A 24,881-nucleotide genomic window follows, 5' to 3' on the forward strand; every position below is an offset into this window, starting at 1 on the left:
TCTCATTACAGTAATGCAAATTTGTACGTAGTTTTCATTAACTGTGATGAATGTCGAAGTGTAGATGCGGGTGAATGTTAGAATACTCACAGACCCGCAAGGTAAAATTTATACGGCACTGCCGTTGGAGAATGTTATGACCGATTTAACTGCAAGCAGCCTGCGCGCGTTGAAACTGATGGACCTGACCACCCTGAACGATGACGACACCAATGAAAAAGTCATCGCCCTGTGCCATCAGGCGAAAACGCCCGTCGGTAACACCGCAGCTATCTGTATTTACCCGCGCTTTATCCCGATTGCCCGTAAGACGCTGAAAGAGCAGGGCACGCCGGACGTGCGTATTGCAACCGTGACTAACTTCCCGCACGGCAACGACGATATCGAGATTGCGCTGGCAGAAACTCGCGCAGCTATTGCTTACGGTGCAGATGAAGTTGACGTGGTATTCCCATACCGTGCGTTGATCGCGGGTAACGAGCAGGTCGGTTTTGACCTGGTGAAAGCCTGTAAAGACGCGTGTGCTGCGGCAAACGTACTGCTGAAAGTGATCATCGAAACCGGTGAGCTGAAAGAAGAAGCCCTGATTCGTAAAGCATCTGAAATCTCCATCAAAGCGGGTGCTGATTTCATCAAAACCTCTACCGGTAAAGTGCCAGTGAATGCCACCCCGGAAAGCGCACGCATCATGATGGAAGTTATCCGCGATATGGGCGTGTCCAAAACTGTTGGTTTTAAACCAGCGGGCGGCGTACGCACCGCGGAAGATGCACAGCAGTTCCTGGCCATTGCGGATGAACTGTTCGGCGCTGAATGGGCAGATTCCCGTCACTATCGCTTTGGTGCATCCAGCCTGCTGGCCAGCCTGCTGAAAGCGCTGGGTCACGGCGATGGTAAGAGCGCAAGCAGCTACTAAGGTTTGAATTGCCGGGTGACGCGAAGCGATCCCGGCTTATTTCGGGAGGTTACCGTGTTTCTCGCACAAGAAATTATTCGTAAAAAACGTGATGGTCATGCATTAAGCGACGAAGAGATCCGCTTCTTTATCAACGGCATTCGTGATAACACCGTCTCTGAAGGGCAGATCGCTGCGCTGGCGATGACCATTTTCTTCCACGATATGTCGATGCCTGAGCGGGTCTCGCTGACGATGGCGATGCGAGATTCAGGAACCGTTCTCGACTGGAAGAGCCTGAACCTTAACGGCCCGATTGTGGACAAGCACTCCACAGGTGGCGTAGGTGATGTGACTTCCCTGATGCTCGGCCCAATGGTGGCAGCCTGTGGGGGTTACATCCCGATGATCTCCGGGCGCGGCCTCGGCCATACCGGTGGTACGCTCGACAAACTGGAAGCCATTCCGGGCTTCGATATCTTCCCGGATGACAACCGCTTCCGCGACATTATTAAAGACGTTGGTGTGGCGATTATCGGCCAGACCAGCTCTCTTGCTCCGGCAGATAAGCGTTTCTATGCCACCCGCGATATCACCGCGACCGTTGACTCCATCCCGCTGATCACCGCCTCTATCCTGGCGAAGAAACTGGCCGAAGGGCTTGACGCGCTGGTGATGGATGTAAAAGTAGGTAGCGGCGCCTTTATGCCAACCTATGAACTTTCTGCCCAGCTTGCCGAAGCGATCGTTGGCGTCTCCAACGGTGCCGGCGTGCGCACCACAGCACTGCTCACCGACATGAACCAGGTCCTGGCCTCCAGTGCCGGTAACGCGGTTGAAGTGCGTGAGGCTGTACAGTTCCTGACTGGTGAATACCGCAACCCACGTCTGTTCGACGTCACCATGGCGCTGTGCGTTGAGATGTTAATCTCCGGCAAGCTTGCCAAAGATGATGCAGACGCGCGCGCGAAACTGCAGGCGGTGCTGGATAACGGCAAAGCGGCGGAGATCTTTGGCCGCATGGTGGCGGCGCAGAAAGGTCCTACCGATTTCGTGGAAAACTATGTGAAATACCTGCCAACGGCGACGCTCAGCAAAGCGGTTTATGCCGATAGCGAAGGCTTTGTGTCAGCCATGGATACCCGTGCACTCGGCATGGCGGTTGTCTCAATGGGCGGCGGTCGTCGCCAGGCATCGGACATGATTGATTACAGCGTCGGCTTTACCGATATGGCCCGACTGGGCGACAGCGTTGACGGACAACGTCCGCTGGCGGTGATCCACGCCAAAGATGAAGCCAGCTGGCAGGAAGCGGCGAAAGCCGTTAAAGCGGCCATTACACTCGACGATAAAGCACCGGAAAGCACACCAACGGTCTATCGTCGTATCACTGAATAGCAGTATACTGATCTGATCAATCATTTTTAAGCACTACGTACGGAGAACAATTATGAAACGTGCATTTATTATGGTGCTGGACTCATTCGGCATCGGCGCAACCGAAGATGCAGAACGTTTTGGTGACGTGGGTTCCGATACCATGGGTCACATCGCTGAAGCCTGTGCCAAAGGCGAAGCGGACAACGGTCGTAAAGGCCCTCTGACTCTGCCAAACCTGACCAGCCTTGGGTTGGTGAAAGCCCACGAAGGTTCTACCGGTAAAATTGCCGCGGGAATGGACGGCAACGCGGAAGTTGTGGGTGCTTATGCCTGGGCGCATGAACTCTCTTCAGGTAAAGATACCCCGTCTGGTCACTGGGAAATCGCCGGTGTTCCGGTTCTGTTCGACTGGGGCTACTTCTCTGATCATCAGAACAGCTTCCCGCAGGAACTGCTGGATAAGCTGGTTAAGCGCGCAAACCTGCCGGGTTACCTCGGTAACTGCCACTCTTCCGGTACCGTGATCCTGGATGAGCTCGGTGAAGAGCATATGAAAACCGGCAAACCGATTTTCTATACCTCTGCTGACTCGGTGTTCCAGATTGCCTGTCACGAAGAAACCTACGGCCTGGATAAACTTTACGAGCTGTGCGAAATCGCCCGTGAAGAGCTGACCGAAGGCGGATACAACATTGGTCGCGTTATCGCACGTCCGTTTATCGGCGACAAAGCGGGTAACTTCCAGCGTACCGGTAACCGTCACGATCTGGCCGTTGAACCGCCAGCACCAACCGTGCTGCAAAAACTGGTTGAAGAGAAAGACGGTCACGTGGTTTCCGTAGGTAAAATTGCGGATATCTATGCCAACTGCGGTATCACCAAAAAAGTGAAAGCCACCGGCCTGGACGCGCTGTTTGATGCCACCATCAAAGAGATGAAAGAAGCGGGTGACAAGACCATTGTCTTCACCAACTTCGTCGACTTCGACTCTTCCTGGGGCCACCGTCGTGATGTTGCCGGTTATGCAGCGGGCCTGGAGTTGTTCGACCGCCGCTTGCCGGAGCTGATGGAGCTGGTGGGTGAAGATGACATTCTGATCCTGACTGCGGACCACGGCTGTGACCCAACCTGGACCGGTACCGATCATACCCGTGAGCACATTCCTGTGCTGGTATACGGCCCGAAAGTGAAACCAGGCTCGCTCGGTCACCGTGAAAGCTTCGCGGATATCGGCCAGACCCTGGCGAAATACTTTGGTACGTCCGACATGGAATATGGCAAGGCCATGTTCTGAATCATGTTGGGTGCGGTCTGATGCCCTCACCCCGATCCTCTCCCGGTGGGAGAGGGTGAAAAGAATAAACAATTTAAAAGGAACTGAAGATGGCAACTCCTCACATTAACGCAGAAATGGGTGATTTCGCTGACGTCGTATTGATGCCGGGTGACCCGCTGCGCGCGAAGCACATTGCAGAAACTTTCCTCGAAGACGTGCGTGAAGTGAACAACGTTCGCGGCATGCTGGGCTTCACCGGGACTTACAAAGGCCGCAAAATCTCCGTGATGGGCCACGGTATGGGTATCCCATCCTGCTCCATCTACACCAAAGAGCTGATCACCGATTTCGGCGTGAAGAAAATCATCCGTGTGGGCTCCTGCGGCGCGGTTCGCATGGACGTTCAACTGCGTGATGTGGTGATTGGTATGGGTGCCTGCACCGATTCCAAAGTCAACCGCATGCGTTTCAAAGATCATGACTTTGCTGCAATTGCAGACTTTGGCATGGTACGTAACGCCGTTGATGCTGCGAAAGCGCTGGGCGTTGATGCTCGCGTAGGTAACCTCTTCTCTGCTGACCTGTTCTATGCACCAGACGGCGGCGAGATGTTCTACGTGATGGAAAAATACGGCATCCTGGGTGTGGAAATGGAAGCGGCAGGCATCTACGGTGTGGCAGCTGAGTTTGGGGCGAAAGCACTGACCATCTGCACCGTGTCTGACCACATCCGTACTCACGAGCAGACCACCGCTGCCGAGCGTCAGACCACCTTCAACGACATGATCAAAATCGCGCTGGAATCCGTTCTGCTGGGCGATAAAGAGTAATTCTGTCTCTTCCCTCCCTCTCCCGTTGGGAGAGGGCCGGGATGAGGGTACCAGACCGCATCTAGCGCACGGCCTGTGCTATCCACAGCGATAATTCACGCAACTCTTTCTCCTGCGCCGGGAAATCCCCGATCAACACCTCGCATTCCTGTTGCAGCATATCCGCCCGATACAAACAGCCCTGTAAACGTGCCGCAAGTGCTTCCAGTGGTGCCGGATTCAGGCTATCGGTAAACACCTGTGTGCGGGTGATATGACCTTTTTCAACGTCAAAGTGCAGCTCCACACCGCCCCAGGTAAAACGCTCATCCAGCAGGTGAGAAAATGCAGGTGCCTGACCGAAGTTCCATTCCCAACTGCTCTGACGGGCAAACGTCCCGGCAAAGTTGGGCAGGTCCGGGGTTTTGTCAGGGGAGATCACTTCTGCTTCTACGCGCTCGCCATAATGTTCAAAGAAAGCGTCACGGATCGCATTACAAATCTGCTCGTGAGTAATCCCCGGCAGCAGTTCCACCAGATTCGCCACGCGGCCGCGCACTGAGGTGATTCCTTTGGCCTGTAGTTTTTTCTTGTCCGGGTTCAGGTAGTTCGCCAGGCGGCTGAGATCGGCGTTCAGAAGAAGGGTACCGTGGTGGAAGCCGCGATCCATCGTTTCGCGGTAAGCCGAACCCGAGACTTTCCGGTCGCCTTCAGCGGTTTTCACCACCAGGTCGTTACGCCCGGAGGCCTCTGCCGTCACACCGAGCGCATTCAGGGCGTTCAGGACGATGGATGTTGAGATGGTTTTGTCGTACTCCGGTTTGCCCGCCATAAAGGTAAAGCAGGTATTGCCCAGATCGTGAAACACCGCGCCGCCGCCGCTACTTCTGCGCGCCAGGCGGACGTTATCCTCTTCCATACGCCGCGTATTGCACTCTTTCCACGGGTTTTGCGCGCGACCGATGACCACCGTGTCCGCGTTGCGCCAGAGAAACAGTACGCGTTGGGTGGCGGGCATCTGGCGGAAGATGCACTCTTCTACCGCGAGATTAAACCAGGGATCGTAAGAGTCAGAGATAAGCAGGCGCAAGGTGGTCATGGCAGAGTTCCTTTTCCGGGGCGTCCGCCTATTTTATCATTAATCTTTCTTCTCGCTCTCTTCCTCTTCGGGAATCGACTTGCTTGCGGTCAGCAGAAACGGCGACTGTTGCCAGCGAGTGCGCTTGCCCTGCAGCAACGTGCGTGCCAGCACGACGCCAATAGCCAGAGAGAGCAACAGCATCAGGCGGAGAATATTGGTGGTGTTATCCACCTGTTTGGCTTCGGTTGGCAGGGTGTGGGTGTCGAGCGTCATACGCAGATACCCCAGTGGACCATTTTTACCCTGGACAGGTTCGACAATCTGCTGGTTGAAATAGCCTCCGGCTTTTTTGCCGTCCAGTGCCAGCCTGTCACGCACGTCGACATGTTCGCCGGCGCGGGCAATCAGGTCTCCCTGCTCGTCATAAACGCCCGCATCCAGAATACGACTGTTTTCAGTGAGCAGGCGTAAGACCTGACCGATTCGCTTATCGTCCGGCGTCTCGGTACGCATATAGGGTGCGACGTTGAGTGTCACCTGACGCGCCAGCGTACGGGCCAGCTCTTCAAACTGTGGGTTACGTTGCCGTTGATGGTTCTGGCTAAACCACGACGCCCCCTGCATCAGCACCACGAGGAGTGCGAGACAGAAAAGGACAATCACGGCGCGATGAAGCCGGAATTTCAGTTTTGCGCGAGCCATATTCCACCTGTTGAAAATTTAGGGCTTAATGTTGCCAGAAGTGATGGTTACAAGGTAGCCTCATGCGTTATTTTCCCTCTGGAACCTTCCGGCGCGAACGAAATTACAGGAGCTTTAATGCCGAACATTACCTGGTGTGACCTGCCAACGGATGTCTCTTTATGGCCAGGATTGCCGCTCTCTCTTAGTGGCGATGAGGTGATGCCTCTGGATTACCACGCTGGCCGTAGCGGCTGGCTGCTGTACGGACGCGGCCTGGATAAGCAACGCCTTACCCAATATCAAACCAAACTGGGTGCCGCGATGGTCATTGTCGCTGCCTGGTGTGTCGAGGATTATCAGGTCATTCGCCTGGCAGGCTCCCTGACGCAACGTGCGACACGCCTGGCACATGACGCCGGGCTGGACGTTGCTCCACTGGGTAAAATTCCGCACCTGAAAACGCCGGGCCTGCTGGTGATGGATATGGACTCCACCGCAATCCAGATCGAGTGTATCGACGAGATCGCCAAACTGGCGGGTAGCGGCGACCTGGTGGCGGAAGTCACCGAGCGTGCGATGCGCGGCGAACTGGACTTCACCGCCAGCCTGAGGCAGCGCGTGGCAACCCTGAAAGGGGCCGATGCCAACATCCTGCGTCAGGTGCGCGATGTGCTGCCGCTGATGCCAGGGCTGACACAACTGGTGCTGAAGCTGCAGTCGCTGGGCTGGAAAGTCGCGATTGCCTCCGGTGGCTTTACTTTCTTCGCGGATTATCTGCGGGAAAAACTGCATCTGACCACTGTGGTGGCCAACGAGCTGGAGATCATGGACGGCAAGCTGACCGGCCAGGTGATCGGCGATATCGTGGATGCTCAGTACAAAGCTAACACCCTGACCCGTCTGGCGGAAAAATATGAAATTCCGCACGTCCAGACTGTCGCCATCGGCGATGGCGCGAACGACCTGCCGATGATCAAAGCTGCCGGGCTTGGCATTGCCTATCATGCTAAGCCGAAAGTGAACGAAAAGACGGAAGTGACTATACGTCATGCTGACCTGATGGGGGTGTTCTGCATTCTCTCTGGCAGCCTTAATCAGAAATAACGAGGTAAACCGTGGCGAAAGCTCCAAAACGCGCATTTGTCTGTAATGAATGTGGTGCGGATTATCCGCGCTGGCAGGGGCAATGCAGCGCCTGTCATGCCTGGAACACCATCACCGAAGTGCGTGGTGTGGCGGCTTCGCCGAGCGTGGCCCGCAATGAACGCCTGAGCGGCTATGCGGGTAATGCTGGCGTGGCGAAAGTACAAAAACTTTCGGATATCAGCCTTGAAGAGCTGCCGCGCTTTTCTACTGGCTTCAAAGAGTTTGACCGTGTACTCGGCGGCGGCGTGGTACCGGGCAGTGCCATTCTGATTGGTGGTAACCCTGGCGCGGGTAAATCGACCCTACTGCTGCAAACGCTCTGTAAGCTCGCCGAGCAGATGAAAACCCTGTACGTCACGGGTGAAGAGTCCCTGCAGCAGGTAGCAATGCGTGCGCACCGTCTGGGCCTGCCGACCGGCAACCTGAACATGCTGTCGGAAACCAGCATCGAGCAGATCTGCATGATTGCCGAAGAAGAGCAGCCGAAGCTGATGGTGATCGACTCCATCCAGGTGATGCACATGGCGGATATTCAGTCCTCGCCTGGTAGCGTGGCTCAGGTGCGCGAAACCGCTGCCTATCTGACGCGCTTTGCTAAAACGCGCGGCGTGGCGATTGTGATGGTTGGCCACGTCACCAAAGACGGCTCACTGGCGGGGCCAAAAGTGCTCGAACACTGTATCGACTGCTCCGTGATGCTCGACGGCGACGCAGATTCCCGTTTCCGTACCCTGCGCAGCCATAAAAACCGTTTTGGGGCGGTGAACGAACTGGGCGTATTTGCCATGACCGAGCAGGGGTTACGCGAAGTCAGCAACCCGTCGGCCATCTTCCTGAGTCGCGGAGATGAAATCACCTCCGGCAGCTCGGTGATGGTGCTGTGGGAAGGGACGCGTCCGCTGCTCGTTGAAATTCAGGCGCTGGTGGACGTGTCGATGATGGGCAACCCGCGGCGCGTGGCGGTCGGTCTGGAACAGAACCGCCTGGCGATCCTGCTGGCCGTGTTGCACCGTCACGGTGGGTTGCAGATGGCGGATCAGGACGTCTTCGTTAACGTGGTCGGCGGCGTTAAAGTCACTGAGACCAGTGCAGACCTGGCGCTGCTGCTGGCGATGGTCTCCAGCCTGCGTGACAGACCGCTGCCGCAGGATCTGGTGGTATTTGGTGAGGTCGGTCTGGCTGGAGAGATCCGTCCGGTGCCAAGCGGCCAGGAACGTATCTCCGAGGCGGCAAAACACGGCTTCCGCCGGGCGATTGTACCCGCCGCTAACGTGCCGAAAAAAATCCCGGAAGGGATGCAGGTTTTTGGCGTTAAGAAACTCGCAGATGCGTTAAATGTCTTTGACGACTTATAATTACGTATTCGATTTTGCAGGAGGCACCGTAATTGATGTCATCATTTGACTACATTAAGACCGCAATCCGCCAGAAAGGCTGCACGTTACAGCAGGTGGCGGACGCCAGCGGAATGACCAAAGGCTACCTTAGCCAACTGCTGAACGCCAAAATCAAAAGTCCCAGCGCGCAAAAGCTGGAGGCGTTACATCGCTTTCTGGGGCTTGAATTCCCGCGTATGCAAAAGAATATCGGCGTGGTATTCGGCAAATTTTACCCGCTGCATACCGGGCACATCTATCTGATTCAGCGCGCCTGTAGCCAGGTGGATGAGCTGCACATTATCATGGGGTACGACGAAACCCGCGATCGCCAATTGTTTGAAGACAGTGCGATGTCGCAGCAGCCGACCGTGCCGGACCGCCTGCGCTGGCTACTTCAGACCTTCAAATATCAGAAAAACATCCGCATCCATGCTTTTAACGAAGAGGGCATGGAGCCCTATCCGCATGGCTGGGACGTGTGGAGTAATGGCGTTAAAGCGTTCATGGAAGAGAAGGGCATTACCCCGAACTGGATCTACACCTCTGAAGAGTCAGACGCACCGCAGTTCCGCGAGCATCTGGGTATTGAAACGGTGCTGATTGATCCGAAACGGACATTTATGAACATCAGCGGGGCGCAAATCCGCGAAAACCCGTTCCGCTACTGGGATTACATTCCAACTGAAGTGAAACCGTTCTTTGTGCGCACAGTCGCCATTCTGGGCGGTGAGTCGAGCGGGAAATCGACACTGGTTAACAAACTGGCAAATATCTTCAACACCACCAGCGCGTGGGAGTATGGCCGCGATTACGTCTTCTCGCACCTCGGCGGTGACGAGATGGCGTTGCAGTATTCCGACTACGACAAAATCGCGCTCGGTCATGCCCAGTACATTGATTTCGCGGTGAAATACGCTAATAAAGTGGCATTCATTGATACTGATTTCGTCACCACTCAGGCGTTTTGTAAAAAGTATGAAGGGCGTGAGCACCCGTTCGTGCAGGCGCTGATTGATGAATACCGCTTTGACCTGGTGATCCTGCTGGAAAACAACACCCCGTGGGTGGCCGACGGGATGCGCAGCCTCGGCAGCTCCGTGGACAGGCGGGAATTCCAGAGCATGCTGGTGGATATGCTCAATGAGAACAACGTTGAGTTTGTGCATGTTGAAGAGTCTGATTACGACTCCCGTTTCCTGCGCTGCGTTGAGCTGGTGAAGGAGATGATGGGAGAGCAGAGGTAAGCTTTAACCTCCCTCTCCCGTTGGGAGAGGGCCGGGGTTAGGGAATCAGACCACTCAGAACTCAACCACCACTTTTCCGCGCATATGCCCGTCCAGCACTTTTCGGTGCGCCTCGGTAATGCTTTCCACGCTCAGCCCGTGCAATGTTTCACTCAGCGAACTCTCTACCACTCCGTTATCCACCAGTTTCGCCACTTCATTGAGGATCTCTCCCTGACGAGCCATGTCGGCAGTCTGGTACATGCTGCGGGTGTACATAAATTCCCAGTGCAGGGCGGCAGATTTTGATTTCAGCTTATCCTGGTTCAGCGGATGCGCATTCTCAACGATGGAGCAGATATGCCCCTGCGGTGCAATCAGCTCACTGACCGCATCCCAGTGGCCATCAGTGTCGTTGAGAATGAAAATGTAATCCACAAAGGTGATCCCCTGTTTTGCCAGTTCACCTTTCAGATCGCGGTAATTCACCACCACATCAGCACCACGATCGTGGCACCACTGGGCGGAATCCTCTCTTGATGCCGTCGCGATGATCTTCACCTTGCTGTTGTGCTTCGCAAACGGGATCGCCAGCGATCCTACGCCACCCGCACCGCCGATAATCAACAGCGTTTTATCCACCTCCGCATTCTGAATGTTCAGTCGCTCGAATAAACCTTCCCAGGCTGTCAGGGCGGTCAGTGGCAATGCGGCTGCTGCGGCCCAATTGAGGCTTGCCGGTTTGCGCCCGACGATACGTGCATCAATCAACTGGTGGGTAGTGTTGCTGCCCGGACGGGTGATATCCCCTGCGTACCACACCGCATCACCCGGTTTAAATCCGCTAACGCCAGCACCAACGGCTTTAACGATACCGCTGGCATCCCAGCCGAGAATACGCGGCTCCTGCAGGCCGTTTCTGGCAATACTGGCATGCACTTTGGTATCGACAGGGTTGATGGAAACGGCCTTCACCTCGACCAACAGATCATGCTCACCAGGTTGTGGCATTGGTTGGGTGATCTCAATAAAGGCAGAAGGGTTAGACGGGTTAACGGCAATGGCTTTAACGGACATGGTGTGCTCCTCAATGGAATGCGTTTTGTTGAGGCTAGTCTATTAAGTGGCCAGCTGCATGATAAGATGGACAATCAAGAACGAAGTGTTCGTACAGGGTGAACAATCATGTTTAAACAGCTGCAGGATATGGCGCTGTTTGCGCTGGTGGCAGAGATGGGAAGCTTTACCGCTGCGGCGCAGAAGGCTGAACTGCCTAAATCCAGCGTCAGTCAGCGTATCAGCCAGCTTGAGCAGCAGGTGGGGATCCGCTTGCTCAACCGTACCACGCGCAGGTTAAACCTGACGTATGCAGGGGAGCACTATCTGGTGCACTGCCGTGAGATGCTGGCGGCCAGTGAGCGGGCGGAGTACGCCATTCAACGGCTGCGCGAAAACCCGAGTGGGCGGCTAAGGATCACCTGCCCGGCAGGGATTGGCGCGACGCTGCTGGCGCATATGAACGCCGAGTTCCAGCTTCGTTATCCTGACGTTTCACTCGATGTTTCTATCTCAGACGATGTGCTTGATCTGGTCGGGTCTGGCTTTGACGTGGCGTTGCGTACTGGCAAGCCGCAGGACTCCTCCCTGATAGGCCGGATGATCGGCCACTGCCCGCGCTATATGCTGGCCTCGCCCGAATATCTTTCACGTCGGGAGCCGCTGACGCATCCCCGCCAACTGGTGGAGCACCGCTGCATTACGCACAAAGCCTGGTCTGAGTGGTTGCTACGCAGCGAGAGTGAGGATTACCGCTATCTACCGGATAACGCCCATATGACGGATAACCTGGTATACGCACGTGAGTGCGCCATTGCCGGTGCCGGGATTACGCTCTTACCCGCATTTCTGCTGGAAGATAAGGTGGAGAAAGGGGCGTTGGTAAAGGTGCTGCCAGAGTGGAATGTCGAGGGGAATGACCTGTGGCTGGCCTATCCAAGCCGGAAGCTGAATTCACCTGCGCTGATGAGCTATGTCGAGTTTGCGATGCAGTTCGATGAAGTGAAGCGGTATTACGTGGGCAAATAAACAAGCCGGGTAAGCGTGAGCGCCACCCGGCTTTTTAGACACTTACTTAGCAATACGCTTGTACTTAATACGCTTCGGCTCCAGCGCGTCTGCGCCCAGCGTGCGTTTCTTGTACTCTTCGTATTCGGTGAAGTTACCTTCGAAGAACTCTACCTTCCCTTCGTCCTGGTAGTCCAGGATGTGGGTCGCGATACGGTCCAGGAACCAACGGTCGTGCGAGATCACCATCGCGCAGCCAGGGAACTCCAGCAGGGCGTTTTCCAGCGCGCGCAGGGTTTCGATGTCCAGGTCGTTGGTTGGTTCATCGAGCAGCAGAACGTTACCGCCCACCTGCAGCAGTTTCGCCAGGTGCAGACGACCGCGCTCACCACCGGACAGCTCGCCTACGCGTTTGCCCTGATCAGTGCCTTTGAAGTTAAAGCGGCCAACATAGGCGCGGCTTGGCATCTCGGTGTTGCCGATACGCATGATATCCAGACCGCCGGACACTTCTTCCCACACGGTTTTGCTGTTATCCATCGCGTCACGGAACTGGTCAACGGACGCCAGCTTCACGGTTTCACCCAGAGTGATAGAGCCGCTGTCAGGCTGTTCCTGACCGGACATCATGCGGAACAGGGTGGATTTACCCGCGCCGTTCGGACCGATGATACCGACAATTGCGCCTTTCGGTACGGAGAAGCTCAGATCGTCGATCAGCAGGCGGTCGCCGTAAGACTTACGCAGGTTGCTGACTTCAACCACTTTATCCCCCAGACGTGCTCCAGGTGGAATAAACAGTTCGTTGGTTTCGTTACGTTTCTGGTATTCGGTATTGTTCAGCTCTTCGAAGCGTGCCAGACGGGCTTTGCCCTTAGACTGACGGCCTTTCGCGCCCTGACGAACCCACTCCAGCTCTTTCTCAATAGACTTGCGACGCGCCGCTTCCTGAGAGGCTTCCTGCGCCAGACGCTGATCTTTCTGCTCCAGCCAGGAGGAGTAGTTACCTTCCCATGGAATACCTTCACCACGGTCCAGCTCCAGGATCCAGCCTGCAACGTTGTCGAGGAAGTAACGGTCGTGGGTAATCGCCACAACGGTGCCTTCGAAGTCGTGCAGGAAACGCTCCAGCCACGCCACGGATTCTGCATCCAGGTGGTTGGTTGGTTCGTCGAGCAGCAGCATGTCTGGTTTTTCCAGCAGCAGGCGGCACAGCGCTACACGGCGGCGTTCACCACCGGACAGGTTTGCGATTTTTGCATCCCAGTCAGGCAGACGCAGGGCGTCAGCGGCGCGCTCCAGCTGCACGTTCAGGTTGTGACCATCGTGTGCCTGGATAATTTCTTCAAATTTACCTTGCTGAGCAGCCAGTTTATCGAAGTCAGCATCCGGTTCAGCGTATTTGGCATACACTTCATCCAGACCTTTCAGGGCGTTAACCACTTCGGACACCGCTTCTTCAACGGATTCGCGGACGGTGTGTTCCGGGTTCAGCTGAGGTTCCTGCGGCAGGTAACCAATCTTGATGCCAGGCTGCGGACGGGCTTCACCTTCGATGTCTGTATCGATGCCGGCCATGATGCGCAGCAGGGTGGACTTACCGGCACCGTTGAGACCCAGAACACCGATTTTTGCGCCCGGGAAGAAGCTCAGCGAGATATTTTTAAGAATATGACGTTTCGGCGGGACAACTTTGCCGACACGATGCATGGTATAAACGAATTGAGCCACGTTGGACTTCGCCTCTTTTATCGTAATGAGAAGGAATTTCAGCCTCGAAGTGTAGCCTTTTTCACGACCTAATCCCAGCCAGGAACGTCGGGAGTGTTAAAACGCGCAAGAAAGGTAAAAAAGTGTCCATGACGTGGCGCGTTGCAGGATGCCTGGTTAGCATAAGTTGATTAGACTTTGACGTGGCAAGACGCTGCAATTGACGAAAAACAAAGAGGAAGAGCTTGTGGAAAAAGCCAAACAGGTGGTCTGGCGTCTGCTCGCTGCCAGCGTATGCGTAATGGCGGTAAGCCAGGCAGTGCATGCCGATTCACTGGATGAACAACGTAATCGCTACGCCCAGATTAAACAGGCGTGGGACAACAAGCAGATGGATACCGTGCAGGCGCTGATGCCGACACTGAAGGATTACCCTCTGTATCCGTATCTGGAGTATCGCCAGCTAACTGACGATCTCATGAATCAACCGACCGTCGCGGTGAATAATTTTATTCAGGCTAACCCAACCCTGCCCCCTGCGCGAACACTACAATCTCGTTTTGTGAATGAGCTGGCTCGTCGTGAAGACTGGCGCGGGCTATTGGCTTTCAGCCCTGAAAAACCGAACACCACGGAAGCGCAGTGTAACTATTACTACGCAAAATGGGCCACGGGGCAGCAGGAAGAGGCGTGGAACGGCGCCAAAGACCTGTGGTTAACCGGTAAAAATCAGCCCAATGCCTGCGACTCTCTCTTTGGAGCCTGGCGCGCCTCTGGCAAGCAAGATCCACTGGCGTATCTGGAGCGTATTCGCCTGGCGATGAAAGCCGGAAACACGCGTCTGGTCACCGCACTGGCGGGGCAGATGCCATCGGATTATCAAACCATTTCCACTGCGGTGATTGGGCTGGCCAACGATCCCAACTCGGTGCTGACCTTTGCCCGCAGCACAGGCGCGACCGATTTTACCCGCCAGATGGCTGCGGTAGCCTTTGCCAGCGTGGCGCGTGATGATGTAGAAAACGCGCGGCTGATGATCCCGCAGCTGGTGCAGGCGCAGCAACTTAATGAAGAACAAACCCAGGAGTTGCGCGATATTGTGGCGTGGCGACTGATGGGCACGGATGTGACTGATGAACAGGCGCGCTGGCGAGACGATGCCATTATGCGTTCGAACTCCATGTCGCTGGTGGAACGTCGCGTGCGAATGGCGCTGGGCTCAGGCGATCGTCGTGGGCTCAATACCTGGCTTGCGCGCCTGCCGATGGAAGCGAAAGAGAAAGACGAGTGGCGCTACTGGCAGGCCGACCTGCTGATGGAGCGGGGACGTGATGATGAAGCGAAAGAGATCCTCCATACGCTGATGCAGCAGCGCGGGTTCTACCCGATGGCGGCCGCGCAACGCCTGGGGGAAGAGTACACCTTCCGCATTGATAAAGCGCCAGCTAATGCGAACCCTGCATTGACGCAGGGACCTGAAATGGCGCGCGTTCGCGAGCTAATGTACTGGAATATGGATAACACCGCGCGCAGCGAGTGGGCGAATCTGGTCACCAGCCGTACTACTGACGAGAAAGCTCAGCTTGCCCGTTATGCGTTTGATAACCACTGGTGGGATCTGAGCGTGCAGGCCACGATCGCCGGTAAGCTGTGGGATCATCTCGAAGAGCGTTTCCCGCTGGCTTACAAAGATCTGTTCGAGCGCTATACCAGCGGTAAAGATATACCGCAAAGTTATGCGATGGCGATTGCCCGTCAGGAGAGTGCCTGGAACCCGAAAGTTCGTTCCCCGGTGGGTGCCAGCGGTCTGATGCAAATTATGCCGGGCACGGCAACGCACACGGTGAAAATGTTTAATATCCCGGGGTACAGCAGCCCGTCACAGCTTCTCGATCCGGATACCAACATCAATATCGGTACCAGCTACCTGCAGTATGTTTATCAGCAGTTCGGTAACAACCGTATCTTCTCGTCTGCTGCGTATAACGCGGGCCCTGGTCGCGTGCGTACCTGGCTTGGCAACAGCGCTGGTCGCATCGACGCCGTAGCATTTGTGGAGAGTATTCCGTTTTCGGAAACGCGTGGCTATGTGAAGAACGTGCTGGCGTATGATGCCTACTATCGCTACTTCATGGGGCAGAAAGATACCCTGATGAGCGATGCCGAGTGGCAGAGACGTTACTGATCGGCGCGGGTTGTGTTATGCTGTACTCGCTAAAGAGTACAAGAGGCAGCATAACATGACCCAGCATTCCCCGTATTCATCGGCAATGGCCGAACAACGTCATCAGGAGTGGCTTCGTTTTGTGGAGTTGCTCCGCCAGTCTTACGATCAGGATTTGCATTTGCCCCTTATGCAGCTGATGCTCACGCCAGATGAGCGTGAGGCGCTGGGCACGCGCGTGCGGATCATTGAAGAGCTGTTGCGCGGCGAAATGAGCCAGCGTGAACTCAAAAATGAGCTCGGCGCGGGTATCGCAACGATTACCCGCGGTTCGAACAGCCTGAAATCGGCACCGGTTGAGCTGCGTCAGTGGCTGGAGTCTGTGCTGCTGGGCGATCAGCGATAAATCGCGTTATGGAACGGGCTTAAGGCCAGGATCACCGCCTGGTGGTAAACGCCTGAACGCGTCAGTGCGCCTGCAGTAAAGACGCCAATAGCCCCTTCTTTACGGCCAATCTCATCAATGCCGGTGTACTGTGACATCACCGGCCCCAGCGCTTCACCCGCGCGGACTTTTTCCAGAATGATCTCTGGCAGCGGCAGGGTGGCTGAACGCGCCTCTCCACGCAGTTCGCGGCTTTCAATCACCACCCAGCTAAAGGTTGCGCCTTCGTCGATACCCGCTTCGATCGCCACCCAGAAGTCAGCCTCAGGAGCCGCAACTTTGGCATTTGCGACGCGATTTCGTGCGCCAGCCCGCGTTTCCTCGCTGCCAAACGGCTGTTCAGGAACACCACTCTCGACGCCGATGGCATCAATATGGCAGGATCCTTCGCCGAAGATCTCTTCAAATGCCCTTAGAATTGCCTGAATTTTGGCAGGATTAGTGGTAGCAGAGACAACATGGTGCATAATTAAGCTCGATTCGAAAAAAAACTCATCGCAGTATAACGGAAAAAAAGCATGTTACAGGTATACCTTGTTCGCCACGGTGAAACGCAGTGGAACGCCGAGCGACGTATTCAAGGCCAGTCAGACAGTCCTCTCACTGAAAAGGGTGTGCAGCAAGCGTGGCAGGTGGCGGAACGCGCCCGAACGCTGGGCATCACCCACGTTATCACCAGCGATCTCGGTCGCACACAGCAGACGGCGCGCATCATCGCGGACGCCTGCGGCTGTGACGTCATGCTTGAGCCGCGCCTGCGCGAGCTGGATATGGGCGTGCTGGAAAAACGCCATATTGATACACTGACGGAAAAGGAGGAGGGCTGGCGTCGCACGCTGGTTAACGGTACCGAGGATGGCCGTATTCCTGAAGGCGAATCCATGCAAGAGCTGAGCGTACGTATGCATGCCGCACTCGCGGAATGCCTGAAGCTTCCGGCGGGAAGCCGTCCGCTGCTGGTGAGTCACGGGATTGCGTTGGGTTGTCTGGTGAGCACCATTCTGGGGTTACCGGCTTACGCTGAACGCCGTTTGCGTCTGCGCAACTGCTCCATTTCCCGGATTGATTACCAGGAAAGCGCATGGCTGGCGTCGGGCTGGGTGGTGGAAATGGCAGGGGACATTTCGCATCTCGATGCCCCTGCACTTGATGAACTGCAGCGTTAACGACGAATCGGAATTAAGAATTCCATACGCAGATTGATTGGGCCTTCTTCCGGTTTAGCATCCTGCGCCGGGTAGTAGCGCTCAATATCCTGACCTTTACGGCGATTCAAATTCAGCATTGGCATGCAGGTTCCGTAAACGGTCAGGATAAACTCCTGAACGCCCGTCCCCAGTCCTTCATAGGCGAACATCACGTATTCGCCGCCTTCCAGCACGACTGACTTCGAACCCTGAATGTAGCCATTGGCCATCTCTGGGGTCAGCGCGGTGGTGTAGAACACCTCCTGCTCGTCGTCTTTTTCCTGACTTGGATGCGTTTCGTTGAGGCCATACAGAATCGGCGGGATCGCCGGGGCGTGGCTCAGGAAGTCGCGCCAGAACTGGACACGCATCTGATGACGGAATTCAGAAATCTGCTCCAGAGAACAGGAGTAACTCTGCGTCGTGCCGATCAGATGGGTTTCAGGCAACGTGACAATTTCGTATTTTGGCATTGCGAACTCGCCCAGACGCAGCGGCGGACGCATACCAAACGAGCTCCAGTCAGGCGAGCGACGATAAAGTGCTGGCGTTAACGAGAACTGTTTTTTAAAGGCACGGGTGAAGGTTTGCTGCGAATCGAAACGATATTGCAGGGCAATATCCAGAATCGGCCGTGCCGTCAGGCGCAATGCCACAGCAGACTTAGACAGACGACGCGCGCGAATATAGGCCCCGATAGCATGACCGGTGACATCCTTGAACATCCTTTGCAGATGCCACTTGGAATAGCCTGCTTTAGCCGCCACATTATCCAGTGACAAAGGCTGGTCGAGATGACCTTCCAGCCAGGTGAGCAGGTCGCGAATAATTCCAGCCTGATCCATATACTATCCTCATCCTTAAAACAGCAGGTGCCTGATAACAGGTTAGCGGATAATAGCATTTTTTGATGTTTTAGCATTCAGTGTTTTTTTTGCGCATTCATGCTTTTTGGAGCACATTGTGGGCAAATATATTCTAATCCTGTGATCTTGCTACATTTTTGTCTAAAGTGTTGAATAATCGCCCAGTGTAATTTTAAAGAATGGTAACAATATGAAATACAAGACTTTGATCTTCACCGCGTTGATGCTGATGGTCGGGCGCGTGGCGCAGGCAGAACAGATTGGTTCCGTCGATACCGTGTTCAAAATGTTTGGCCCGGACCACAAAATTGTGGTCGAGGCGTTTGACGATCCGGACGTGAAGAACGTCACCTGCTATGTTAGCAGGGCGAAAACCGGCGGTATCAAAGGTGGCCTGGGGCTGGCGGAAGATACCTCCGATGCGGCTATTTCGTGCCAGCAGGTGGGCCCGGTTGAGTTAAGCGATAAAATTAAGAACGGCAAAGCGCAGGGCGACGTTGTGTTCCAGAAACGGACCTCGCTGGTGTTTAAAAAGTTACAGGTAGTGCGTTTCTACGATGCGAAGCGCAACACCCTGGCTTACCTGGCTTATTCCGACAAAGTGGTGGAAGGCTCACCGAAAAATGCGATTAGCGCGGTGCCAATCATGCCGTGGCGTTAATTCAGGGTCGAACCATGCAACTACCTGTGGTCTGGCTGGTTGAAGACGAAATCAGCATCGCTGACACACTTATCTACATGCTCCAGCAGGAAGGATTCGCGGTGAAGGCGTTTGAACGCGGTCTGCCTGTGCTGGAAGAGGCGCGGCGGCAGGTGCCCGCGCTGGCAATTCTTGATGTCGGGTTGCCGGATATCAGCGGCTTTGAACTGTGCCGTCAACTGCTGGCGCTGCATCCGTCGTTGCCAGTGCTGTTTCTGACGGCGCGCAGCGACGAGGTGGATAAGCTGCTCGGTCTGGAGATGGGGGCTGACGACTACGTCGCTAAACCTTTCTCACCGCGCGAAGTGTGTGCCCGGGTGCGGACAATTTTACGGCGGATGCAAAAATCAGCCGCGCCTTCGGATGTTGTGCGTATCGGCCAGTTTGAACTGAACGAATCTGCGGCACGAATCAGCTGGTGCGGTGAAGTGTTACCCCTCACGCGCTACGAGTTTTTGTTACTTAAAACGTTGTTACAGGCTCCCGGACGTGTGTACTCCCGCCAGCAGTTAATGGACAAGGTGTGGGGCGAAGACGGGGACAGTTTTGATCGTACCGTGGACACCCACATCAAAACCCTGCGCGCCAAGCTGCGGGCGGTGAACGAGGAGCTTTCACCCATCAGCACCCATCGTGGGATGGGCTACAGCCTGGGGCTTTATTAATGCGCATTGGGATGCGGTTGCTGCTGGGGTATTTCCTGATCGTCGCCATCGCCGCGTGGTTTGTGCTGTCGATCTTTGTTCAGGAAGTGAAACCCGGCGTGCGCAGGGCAACCGAAGGTACATTGATTGATACCGCAACCTTGCTCGCCGAAGTCGGGCGCGAGGATCTCCTTTCGGGCAATGCGCAGCAGGGCAAACTGGCGCAGGCCTTTTCACAACTTCATCAGCGACCTTTCCGCGCCAATATCGGCGGCATTCATAAAGTGCGCAACGAATATCACGTCTATATGACCGATGCGCAGGGCAGAGTGGTGTTTGATTCCGCGGGTCTGGCTGTGGGGAAAGATTACTCCCGCTGGAACGATGTCTGGCTGACCCTGCGTGGCGAATACGGCGCGCGGAGCACCCAGAGCAATCCTGACGATCCAGAGAGCACGGTGATGTATGTTGCGGCTCCGGTTGTGGACAACGGTAAGATTATTGGCGTGCTGTCGGTCGGGAAACCCAACAGTGCGATGGCACCGGTTATCCATCGCAGTGAGCGACGGATCCTGTGGGCGGGTGGAGCATTGCTTGGTATTGCTTTACTGATTGGCCTCGTTGTGGCGTGGTGGATCAATCGTTCTATCGGTACGTTGTCGCGCTACGCTGACGCGGTTACCACCGATTCACCTCTGCCATTGCCGAATCCCGGCAGCAGTGAACTGCGCAAGCTGGCGCAGGCGCTGGAGAATATGCGTATTCGCCTGGAAGGGAAAAATTACATCGAACACTATGTCCACTCGCTCACCCACGAGCTGAAAAGTCCGCTGGCCGCGATCCGGGGCGCGGCGGAAATTCTCGCTGAGCAGCCCTCACCGCAGGTCGCCAGGCGGTTTATCGACAACATCCTGGTGCAAAACGCGCGTATGCAATCGTTAGTAGAAAAGTTGCTTGCCCAGGCCAGGCTTGAAAATAGAGTGGAGATTGTTCCCGCAAGCGTCGATGTCGATGCCCTGTTTACGCGGCTGGCTGACGCTCGCTCGACGCAACTGACCGCTAAAAATATCACCCTGACCTGTAAAAGCACCGCGTTGCGTGTGGAAGGTGATGCGGAGCTGCTTGAACAGGCATTGGGTAATTTACTGGATAACGCCATCGACTTCACGCCGGAGGGCGGGGCTGTTCAGCTTGCAGCCCATGAAGGGGAGCAACAGATACACTTTACCGTCACTGACAGCGGCAGCGGGATCCCGGATTATGCCCTGACGCGAATTTTCGAACGTTTTTACTCTCTTCCTCGTGACAACGGTTTGAAAAGCAGCGGCCTTGGGCTGGCCTTTGTTCAGGAAGTGGCGCGTCTGCATCAGGGGGAGATCACATTGCGAAATCGTGATGAAGGTGGTGTGATGGCCACGCTGATACTTCACCGTCCCTTCACATAACTTCAAACTGGCCCCACATAGCCCGGTTACGCTCTCCTCATCACAAAGGAGACGTAATGATGAAATCCCCCCTGTTCTGGAAAGTAAGCACTCTGCTGGGGTGCATTCTGCTGTTGTTAGTCCCGCTGTTTATGGTCAGTAACCTGATTTCAGAGCGTGAAAACTACCGTAACGATGTCGAAAATACGCTGCGCCAGAGTACCAGCGGACCGCAAAAACTGGTCGGCCCGCTGATCGCCATTCCGATGACGGAGATTTTTTACAAGATAGAGGATGAGAAGAAGGTCGAATATAAGAAAAGCTATATGCATTTTATTCTACCGGAATCCCTGGTGGTCACCGGGAATCAGCACGTTGAGTCCAGAAGCATTGGGATCTATGACGGGCAAATATGGAATACCGATCTGAAGTTAAAAGCGCAGTTTAATACCGAGGCAATGCAGCAGCTGAAGGGCGAAACGATAACGGCAGGAAAGCCGTTTATCGTGATGGGCGTTGGCGATGCGCGGGGTATTGGCACGGTCAGTATCTCCAGAATCAATGGTGAGACATTAAGCGTGGAACCGGGGGCTGGCGTCTACGGGGCGCTTTCAGGTATCCATATCCCGCTCACCGACAAAGCGCTGGAAGCAAAAAACTTTGCACTTGAGGTGTCGCTAAATCTGGCGGGTACCGGCAGTTTTGCGGTGGTGCCGGTGGGGCGTAATAGCGAAATGATGCTCAACAGTAACTGGCCGCATCCGGGCTTCATGGGCGACTACCTGCCGGTTAAGCATCAGATAGGTGAGTCTGGGTTCCAGGCAAACTGGCAGAGCAGCTGGTTTGCAAATAACATGGAAAGTTGGTTCAACGATAAAGAATCCCCTGAGTGGGAGGCACTCCCGGCCTTTAGCGTGACGGTCGCGACACCTGCCGACCAGTACCAATTGACTGAGCGCGCGATTAAGTACGCGATTCTGCTGATTGCGCTGACGTTTATGGCGTTCTTTGTTTTCGAAACCTTAACCGGATTACGCCTTCATCCAATGCAGTATCTGCTGGTTGGGCTGTCGCTGGTCTTGTTCTACCTGGTGTTGCTGGCGGTGTCTGAGCACGCAGGGTTTACTCCAGCCTGGATTATTGCAAGCCTTGTTGGTGCGGCGATGAATGGGATGTACCTGCAGGCAGTGCTGAAAAGCTGGAGGCGCAGCGGGATGTTTGTGCTCTCGTTATTGGGGCTGGATGTGGTGATGTGGTTCCTGCTGCGGTCGGAGGATAGCGCATTATTGCTGGGATCAGCAGTGCTCGCCCTGGCGCTGTTCGCGGTGATGTTCCTGACCCGTCATTTTGACTGGTACTCGCTTTCTCAGCCGAAGCGTCCTGAACCTTCCGCGGAGCCTGATAACGATACACTGCGAATCTGGAAATAAAAAAAAACGGCGCAAAGCGCCGTTTTTTTATGTGTTGCGTGCGGGATTACTCCTGCAGATCGCCGCAGAAACGGTACCCTTCGCCGTGGATCGTGGCGATGATTTCCGGGGTATCCGGCGTAGATTCGAAATGTTTACGAATACGACGGATCGTTACGTCTACGGTACGGTCGTGCGGTTTCAGCTCACGGCCGGTCATTTTCTTCAGCAATTCTGCACGGGACTGAATTTTGCCCGGGTTTTCGCAGAAGTGCAGCATGGCGCGGAATTCACTGCGTGGCAGTTTATACTGCTCACCGTTCGGGCTAATCAGTGAACGGCTATTGATATCAAGTTCCCAGCCGTTGAATTTGTAGCTATCTACGCTACGACGCTCTTCGCTGACCGTACCCAGATTCATGGTGCGAGACAGCAGGTTGCGTGCACGAATGGTTAACTCGCGAGGATTGAACGGCTTGGTGATGTAGTCATCCGCACCGATTTCCAGGCCAAGAATTTTATCAACTTCGTTGTCACGGCCTGTCAGGAACATTAACGCGACGTTCGCCTGTTCACGCAGCTCGCGCGCCAGAAGAAGACCATTTTTGCCCGGAAGGTTAATATCCATGATCACCAGGTTGATATCATTTTCAGAAAGGATCTGATGCATCTCTGCGCCATCGGTCGCTTCAAAGACATCGTAGCCTTCTGCTTCGAAAATGCTCTTTAACGTGTTGCGTGTTACCAACTCGTCTTCAACGATAAGAATGTGCGGGGTCTGCATGTTTGCTACCTAAATTGCCAACTAAATCGAAACAGGAAGTACAAAAGTCCCTGACCTGCCTGATACATGTCGCAAATTAACATGACCGGCCTAACGTGACTAAAGTACGTAATTGCGTTCTTGATGCACTTTCCATCAACGTCAACAACATCATTAGCTTGGTCTTGGGTACTTTCCCTTTGGACCCGACAGTGTCAAAAACGGCTGTCATCCTAACCATTTTAACAGCAACATAACAGGCTAAGTGACACCAGACACCCAATAAAACTACGCTTCGTTGACATATATCAAGTTCAATTGTAGCACGTTAACAGTTTGATGAAATCATCGTAGCTGAATGCTAGCCTTTATCACAATTTTTCAATAAACCAACTAGTTGCGGACCTTGATTTATAAACGAAGTGAATCCAATCAGAATAGGGTATTCATGTCGCTATTATCATTATAAAACATAAGGATAATAGTCTTCTGTTAACATTCTAACTGATTGTTCAGACACAAAATAGTTTAGCGTTTTTAATTTGTTATGAAACGCTATTTCGGTGATTTGTGTTGCAATTTTGTAAATTCGCGCTGCGTAATATGTTGATGTGCATCACATTTTTACCCGCTAACTGATTAAAAAGAGAGCATAAATGCATCTGTCGATTGTACTTGTCGCCCCTGCAAGAGCTGAAAATATAGGCGCTGCCGCGCGTGCCATGAAGACCATGGGTTTTACCGATTTGCGCATCGTGGACAGTACGGCACACCTGGAGCCTGCTGCTCGTTGGGTAGCGCATGGTTCAGGCGATATTCTCGATAATATAACCACTTACGACACGCTCGCCGCCGCGTTGCACGACATCTCCTTTACCGTTGCCACCACGGCACGCAGCAGGGCGAAGTTCCATTATTACGCCACGCCAGCGGAGCTGGTGCCGATGTTGAGTGAGAAAAGCCAGTGGCTGGAGAAAGCGGCGCTGGTGTTTGGTCGTGAAGATTCCGGGTTAACAAACGAAGAGCTGGAACTCGCCGACGTGCTGACGGGGGCACCGATGGTGGCTGATTACCCGTCCCTGAATTTAGGCCAGGCGGTCATGGTCTACTGCTATCAATTAGCCTCACTAATGCAAATTCCTCAGCCTCAGGCTGAAGGGGCAAATGAAAACCAGCTGGCCGCACTGCGTGCTCGCGTTGAGCAATTGTTATCTCAACTGGGAGTTGCTGACGATCAAAAAATGGCTGACTGGCTGCAGCAGCGTCTTGGGCGTCTTGAACAACGGGACACTGCAATGTTGCATCGTTTGCTGCACGATATTGAAAAAAAATTGGCCGAGTAAAATACCGCCATAAGTTTTTAGTATGGCGAATAAGTCTGTCTGTATGGGTTGCACCCGGGGGAATCGGATGAAAATAAATCTGCAAGCAGCGGGACGTGAGAGTCTCCCGAAATGTGATCAAATTAAAAATCCATTGACTTAAGGTGCCCGATCCTTTAACCCTAAAAGAATACAGCACAGACAGATAATAATGACAGAGTACACAACATCCATGAAACGCATCAGCATCACCACCATTACCACAACCATCATCATTACCACAGGTAACGATGCGGGCTGACGCGTACAG

At 54.4% G+C, this 24,881-nt stretch carries 25 protein-coding genes and 1 other annotated feature (1 of these 26 cut by a window edge); of the genes, 18 read left to right on the forward strand and 7 right to left on the reverse strand.

Going from position 1 to position 24,881, the window contains the following annotated elements; genetic code table 11:
* Positions 1–136: 136 nt before the first annotated feature.
* The 4 genes from deoC to deoD all read left to right on the forward strand — a co-directional run bounded on the left by deoC (position 137) and on the right by deoD (position 4,381).
* Positions 137–916, forward strand: coding sequence for a deoxyribose-phosphate aldolase (gene deoC, locus HED65_RS15610; RefSeq protein WP_032666764.1), 780 nt, complete (start codon positions 137–139; stop codon positions 914–916).
* 54 nt (positions 917–970) lie between these two features.
* On the forward strand, positions 971–2,293 hold the full coding sequence (gene deoA / locus HED65_RS15615) for a thymidine phosphorylase (RefSeq protein WP_114979249.1): 1,323 nt from the start codon (positions 971–973) through the stop codon (positions 2,291–2,293).
* Positions 2,294–2,345: 52 nt separating this feature from the next.
* Positions 2,346–3,569, forward strand: coding sequence for a phosphopentomutase (gene deoB, locus HED65_RS15620; protein WP_114979250.1), 1,224 nt, complete (start codon positions 2,346–2,348; stop codon positions 3,567–3,569).
* 89 nt (positions 3,570–3,658) lie between these two features.
* Complete coding sequence (gene deoD / locus HED65_RS15625; RefSeq protein ID WP_114979251.1) at positions 3,659–4,381, forward strand: purine-nucleoside phosphorylase; 723 nt, start codon at positions 3,659–3,661, stop codon at positions 4,379–4,381.
* A gap of 61 nt (positions 4,382–4,442) precedes the next feature.
* Here the strand turns inward: deoD and lplA are convergent, their stop codons facing one another.
* Positions 4,443–5,459: a lipoate--protein ligase gene (gene lplA, locus HED65_RS15630; protein ID WP_114979252.1), complete on the reverse strand. Its 1,017-nt coding sequence runs from the start codon at positions 5,457–5,459 to the stop codon at positions 4,443–4,445.
* Between the two features lie 39 nt (positions 5,460–5,498).
* Positions 5,499–6,143: a YtjB family periplasmic protein gene (locus HED65_RS15635; protein ID WP_114979253.1), complete on the reverse strand. Its 645-nt coding sequence runs from the start codon at positions 6,141–6,143 to the stop codon at positions 5,499–5,501.
* 117 nt (positions 6,144–6,260) lie between these two features.
* Here HED65_RS15635 and serB point away from each other — a divergent pair, with 117 nt between their 5' ends.
* The 3 genes from serB to nadR are packed head-to-tail and all read left to right on the forward strand — an operon-like array spanning position 6,261 to position 9,894.
* Positions 6,261–7,229: a phosphoserine phosphatase gene (gene serB / locus HED65_RS15640; protein WP_028016602.1), complete on the forward strand. Its 969-nt coding sequence runs from the start codon at positions 6,261–6,263 to the stop codon at positions 7,227–7,229.
* An 11-nt stretch (positions 7,230–7,240) separates the two neighbouring features.
* The gene (gene radA / locus HED65_RS15645; protein WP_014068810.1) at positions 7,241–8,626 is read left to right on the forward strand and encodes a DNA repair protein RadA; all 1,386 of its coding nucleotides are present in this window, start codon (positions 7,241–7,243) and stop codon (positions 8,624–8,626) included.
* A 35-nt stretch (positions 8,627–8,661) separates the two neighbouring features.
* Complete coding sequence (gene nadR / locus HED65_RS15650) at positions 8,662–9,894, forward strand: multifunctional transcriptional regulator/nicotinamide-nucleotide adenylyltransferase/ribosylnicotinamide kinase NadR (RefSeq protein WP_114979254.1); 1,233 nt, start codon at positions 8,662–8,664, stop codon at positions 9,892–9,894.
* Between the two features lie 54 nt (positions 9,895–9,948).
* Here the strand turns inward: nadR and HED65_RS15655 are convergent, their stop codons facing one another.
* Positions 9,949–10,950, reverse strand: a complete 1,002-nt coding sequence (locus tag HED65_RS15655) for a zinc-binding alcohol dehydrogenase family protein (protein ID WP_114979255.1) — start codon at positions 10,948–10,950, stop codon at positions 9,949–9,951.
* Positions 10,951–11,058: 108 nt separating this feature from the next.
* Between HED65_RS15655 and HED65_RS15660 the strand changes: the two genes are divergently transcribed.
* Positions 11,059–11,958 carry a LysR family transcriptional regulator gene (locus HED65_RS15660; protein ID WP_114979256.1) on the forward strand — a complete coding sequence of 300 codons (900 nt, stop codon included), beginning with the start codon at positions 11,059–11,061 and terminating at the stop codon, positions 11,956–11,958.
* Between the two features lie 42 nt (positions 11,959–12,000).
* On the opposite strand, the gene ettA is transcribed toward HED65_RS15660, so the two are convergent.
* Positions 12,001–13,668, reverse strand: coding sequence for an energy-dependent translational throttle protein EttA (gene ettA / locus HED65_RS15665; protein WP_028016606.1), 1,668 nt, complete (start codon positions 13,666–13,668; stop codon positions 12,001–12,003).
* Positions 13,669–13,894: 226 nt separating this feature from the next.
* On the opposite strand from ettA, the gene sltY reads away from it, so the two are divergent.
* A complete protein-coding gene (sltY, locus tag HED65_RS15670; RefSeq protein ID WP_114979279.1) occupies positions 13,895–15,832 on the forward strand; it encodes a murein transglycosylase in 1,938 nt (645 codons plus the stop codon).
* A 55-nt stretch (positions 15,833–15,887) separates the two neighbouring features.
* Positions 15,888–16,217 (forward strand): trp operon repressor, encoded by a 330-nt coding sequence (gene trpR / locus HED65_RS15675; RefSeq protein WP_080328985.1) that lies wholly within the window; start codon positions 15,888–15,890, stop codon positions 16,215–16,217.
* Here the strand turns inward: trpR and yjjX are convergent.
* Positions 16,208–16,723, reverse strand: coding sequence for an inosine/xanthosine triphosphatase (gene yjjX, locus HED65_RS15680; protein WP_114979257.1), 516 nt, complete (start codon positions 16,721–16,723; stop codon positions 16,208–16,210). The genes trpR and yjjX overlap by 10 nt on opposite strands.
* 51 nt (positions 16,724–16,774) lie before the next feature.
* Here yjjX and gpmB point away from each other — a divergent pair, with 51 nt between their 5' ends.
* Positions 16,775–17,422, forward strand: coding sequence for a 2,3-diphosphoglycerate-dependent phosphoglycerate mutase GpmB (gene gpmB, locus HED65_RS15685; RefSeq protein WP_048989680.1), 648 nt, complete (start codon positions 16,775–16,777; stop codon positions 17,420–17,422).
* Here gpmB and robA read toward each other — a convergent pair.
* Entirely contained in the window at positions 17,419–18,288 is an 870-nt protein-coding gene (gene robA, locus HED65_RS15690) for an MDR efflux pump AcrAB transcriptional activator RobA (RefSeq protein WP_114979258.1), read from the reverse strand. The two genes, gpmB and robA, sit on opposite strands and share 4 nt — an antisense overlap.
* 211 nt (positions 18,289–18,499) lie before the next feature.
* Here robA and creA point away from each other — a divergent pair, with 211 nt between their 5' ends.
* Genes creA through creD form a run of 4 tightly spaced genes read left to right on the forward strand, consistent with a single transcriptional unit; the run spans position 18,500 to position 22,507 of the window.
* Positions 18,500–18,970, forward strand: a complete 471-nt coding sequence (gene creA, locus HED65_RS15695; RefSeq protein ID WP_028016612.1) for a protein CreA — start codon at positions 18,500–18,502, stop codon at positions 18,968–18,970.
* 14 nt (positions 18,971–18,984) lie between these two features.
* Positions 18,985–19,674, forward strand: coding sequence for a two-component system response regulator CreB (gene creB / locus HED65_RS15700; RefSeq protein ID WP_114979259.1), 690 nt, complete (start codon positions 18,985–18,987; stop codon positions 19,672–19,674).
* Complete coding sequence (gene creC, locus HED65_RS15705; protein WP_114979260.1) at positions 19,674–21,098, forward strand: two-component system sensor histidine kinase CreC; 1,425 nt, start codon at positions 19,674–19,676, stop codon at positions 21,096–21,098. The genes creB and creC overlap by 1 nt, the downstream gene beginning before the upstream one ends.
* A gap of 56 nt (positions 21,099–21,154) precedes the next feature.
* Complete coding sequence (gene creD / locus HED65_RS15710; protein ID WP_114979261.1) at positions 21,155–22,507, forward strand: cell envelope integrity protein CreD; 1,353 nt, start codon at positions 21,155–21,157, stop codon at positions 22,505–22,507.
* A 46-nt stretch (positions 22,508–22,553) separates the two neighbouring features.
* On the opposite strand, the gene arcA is transcribed toward creD, so the two are convergent.
* Positions 22,554–23,270 carry a two-component system response regulator ArcA gene (arcA, locus tag HED65_RS15715; RefSeq protein ID WP_003856501.1) on the reverse strand — a complete coding sequence of 239 codons (717 nt, stop codon included), beginning with the start codon at positions 23,268–23,270 and terminating at the stop codon, positions 22,554–22,556.
* A 95-nt stretch (positions 23,271–23,365) separates the two neighbouring features.
* On the opposite strand from arcA, the gene yjjY reads away from it, so the two are divergent.
* The 3 genes from yjjY (at position 23,366) to thrL (ending at position 24,872) form a co-directional block, all read left to right on the forward strand.
* Positions 23,366–23,506: a YjjY family protein gene (yjjY, locus tag HED65_RS15720; protein WP_085928893.1), complete on the forward strand. Its 141-nt coding sequence runs from the start codon at positions 23,366–23,368 to the stop codon at positions 23,504–23,506.
* A gap of 399 nt (positions 23,507–23,905) precedes the next feature.
* The gene (locus HED65_RS15725) at positions 23,906–24,592 is read left to right on the forward strand and encodes a tRNA/rRNA methyltransferase (protein ID WP_114979262.1); all 687 of its coding nucleotides are present in this window, start codon (positions 23,906–23,908) and stop codon (positions 24,590–24,592) included.
* A gap of 211 nt (positions 24,593–24,803) precedes the next feature.
* Positions 24,804–24,872, forward strand: coding sequence for a thr operon leader peptide (gene thrL, locus HED65_RS15730; protein ID WP_015572623.1), 69 nt, complete (start codon positions 24,804–24,806; stop codon positions 24,870–24,872).
* Positions 24,811–24,881: a sequence feature (Thr leader region), on the forward strand; it runs 47 nt beyond the window's last position. It overlaps the preceding gene by 62 nt.

Origin of the sequence: Pantoea sp. LS15, from assembly GCF_012241585.1 — a bacterium.
Lineage (GTDB): Bacteria > Pseudomonadota > Gammaproteobacteria > Enterobacterales > Enterobacteriaceae > Enterobacter.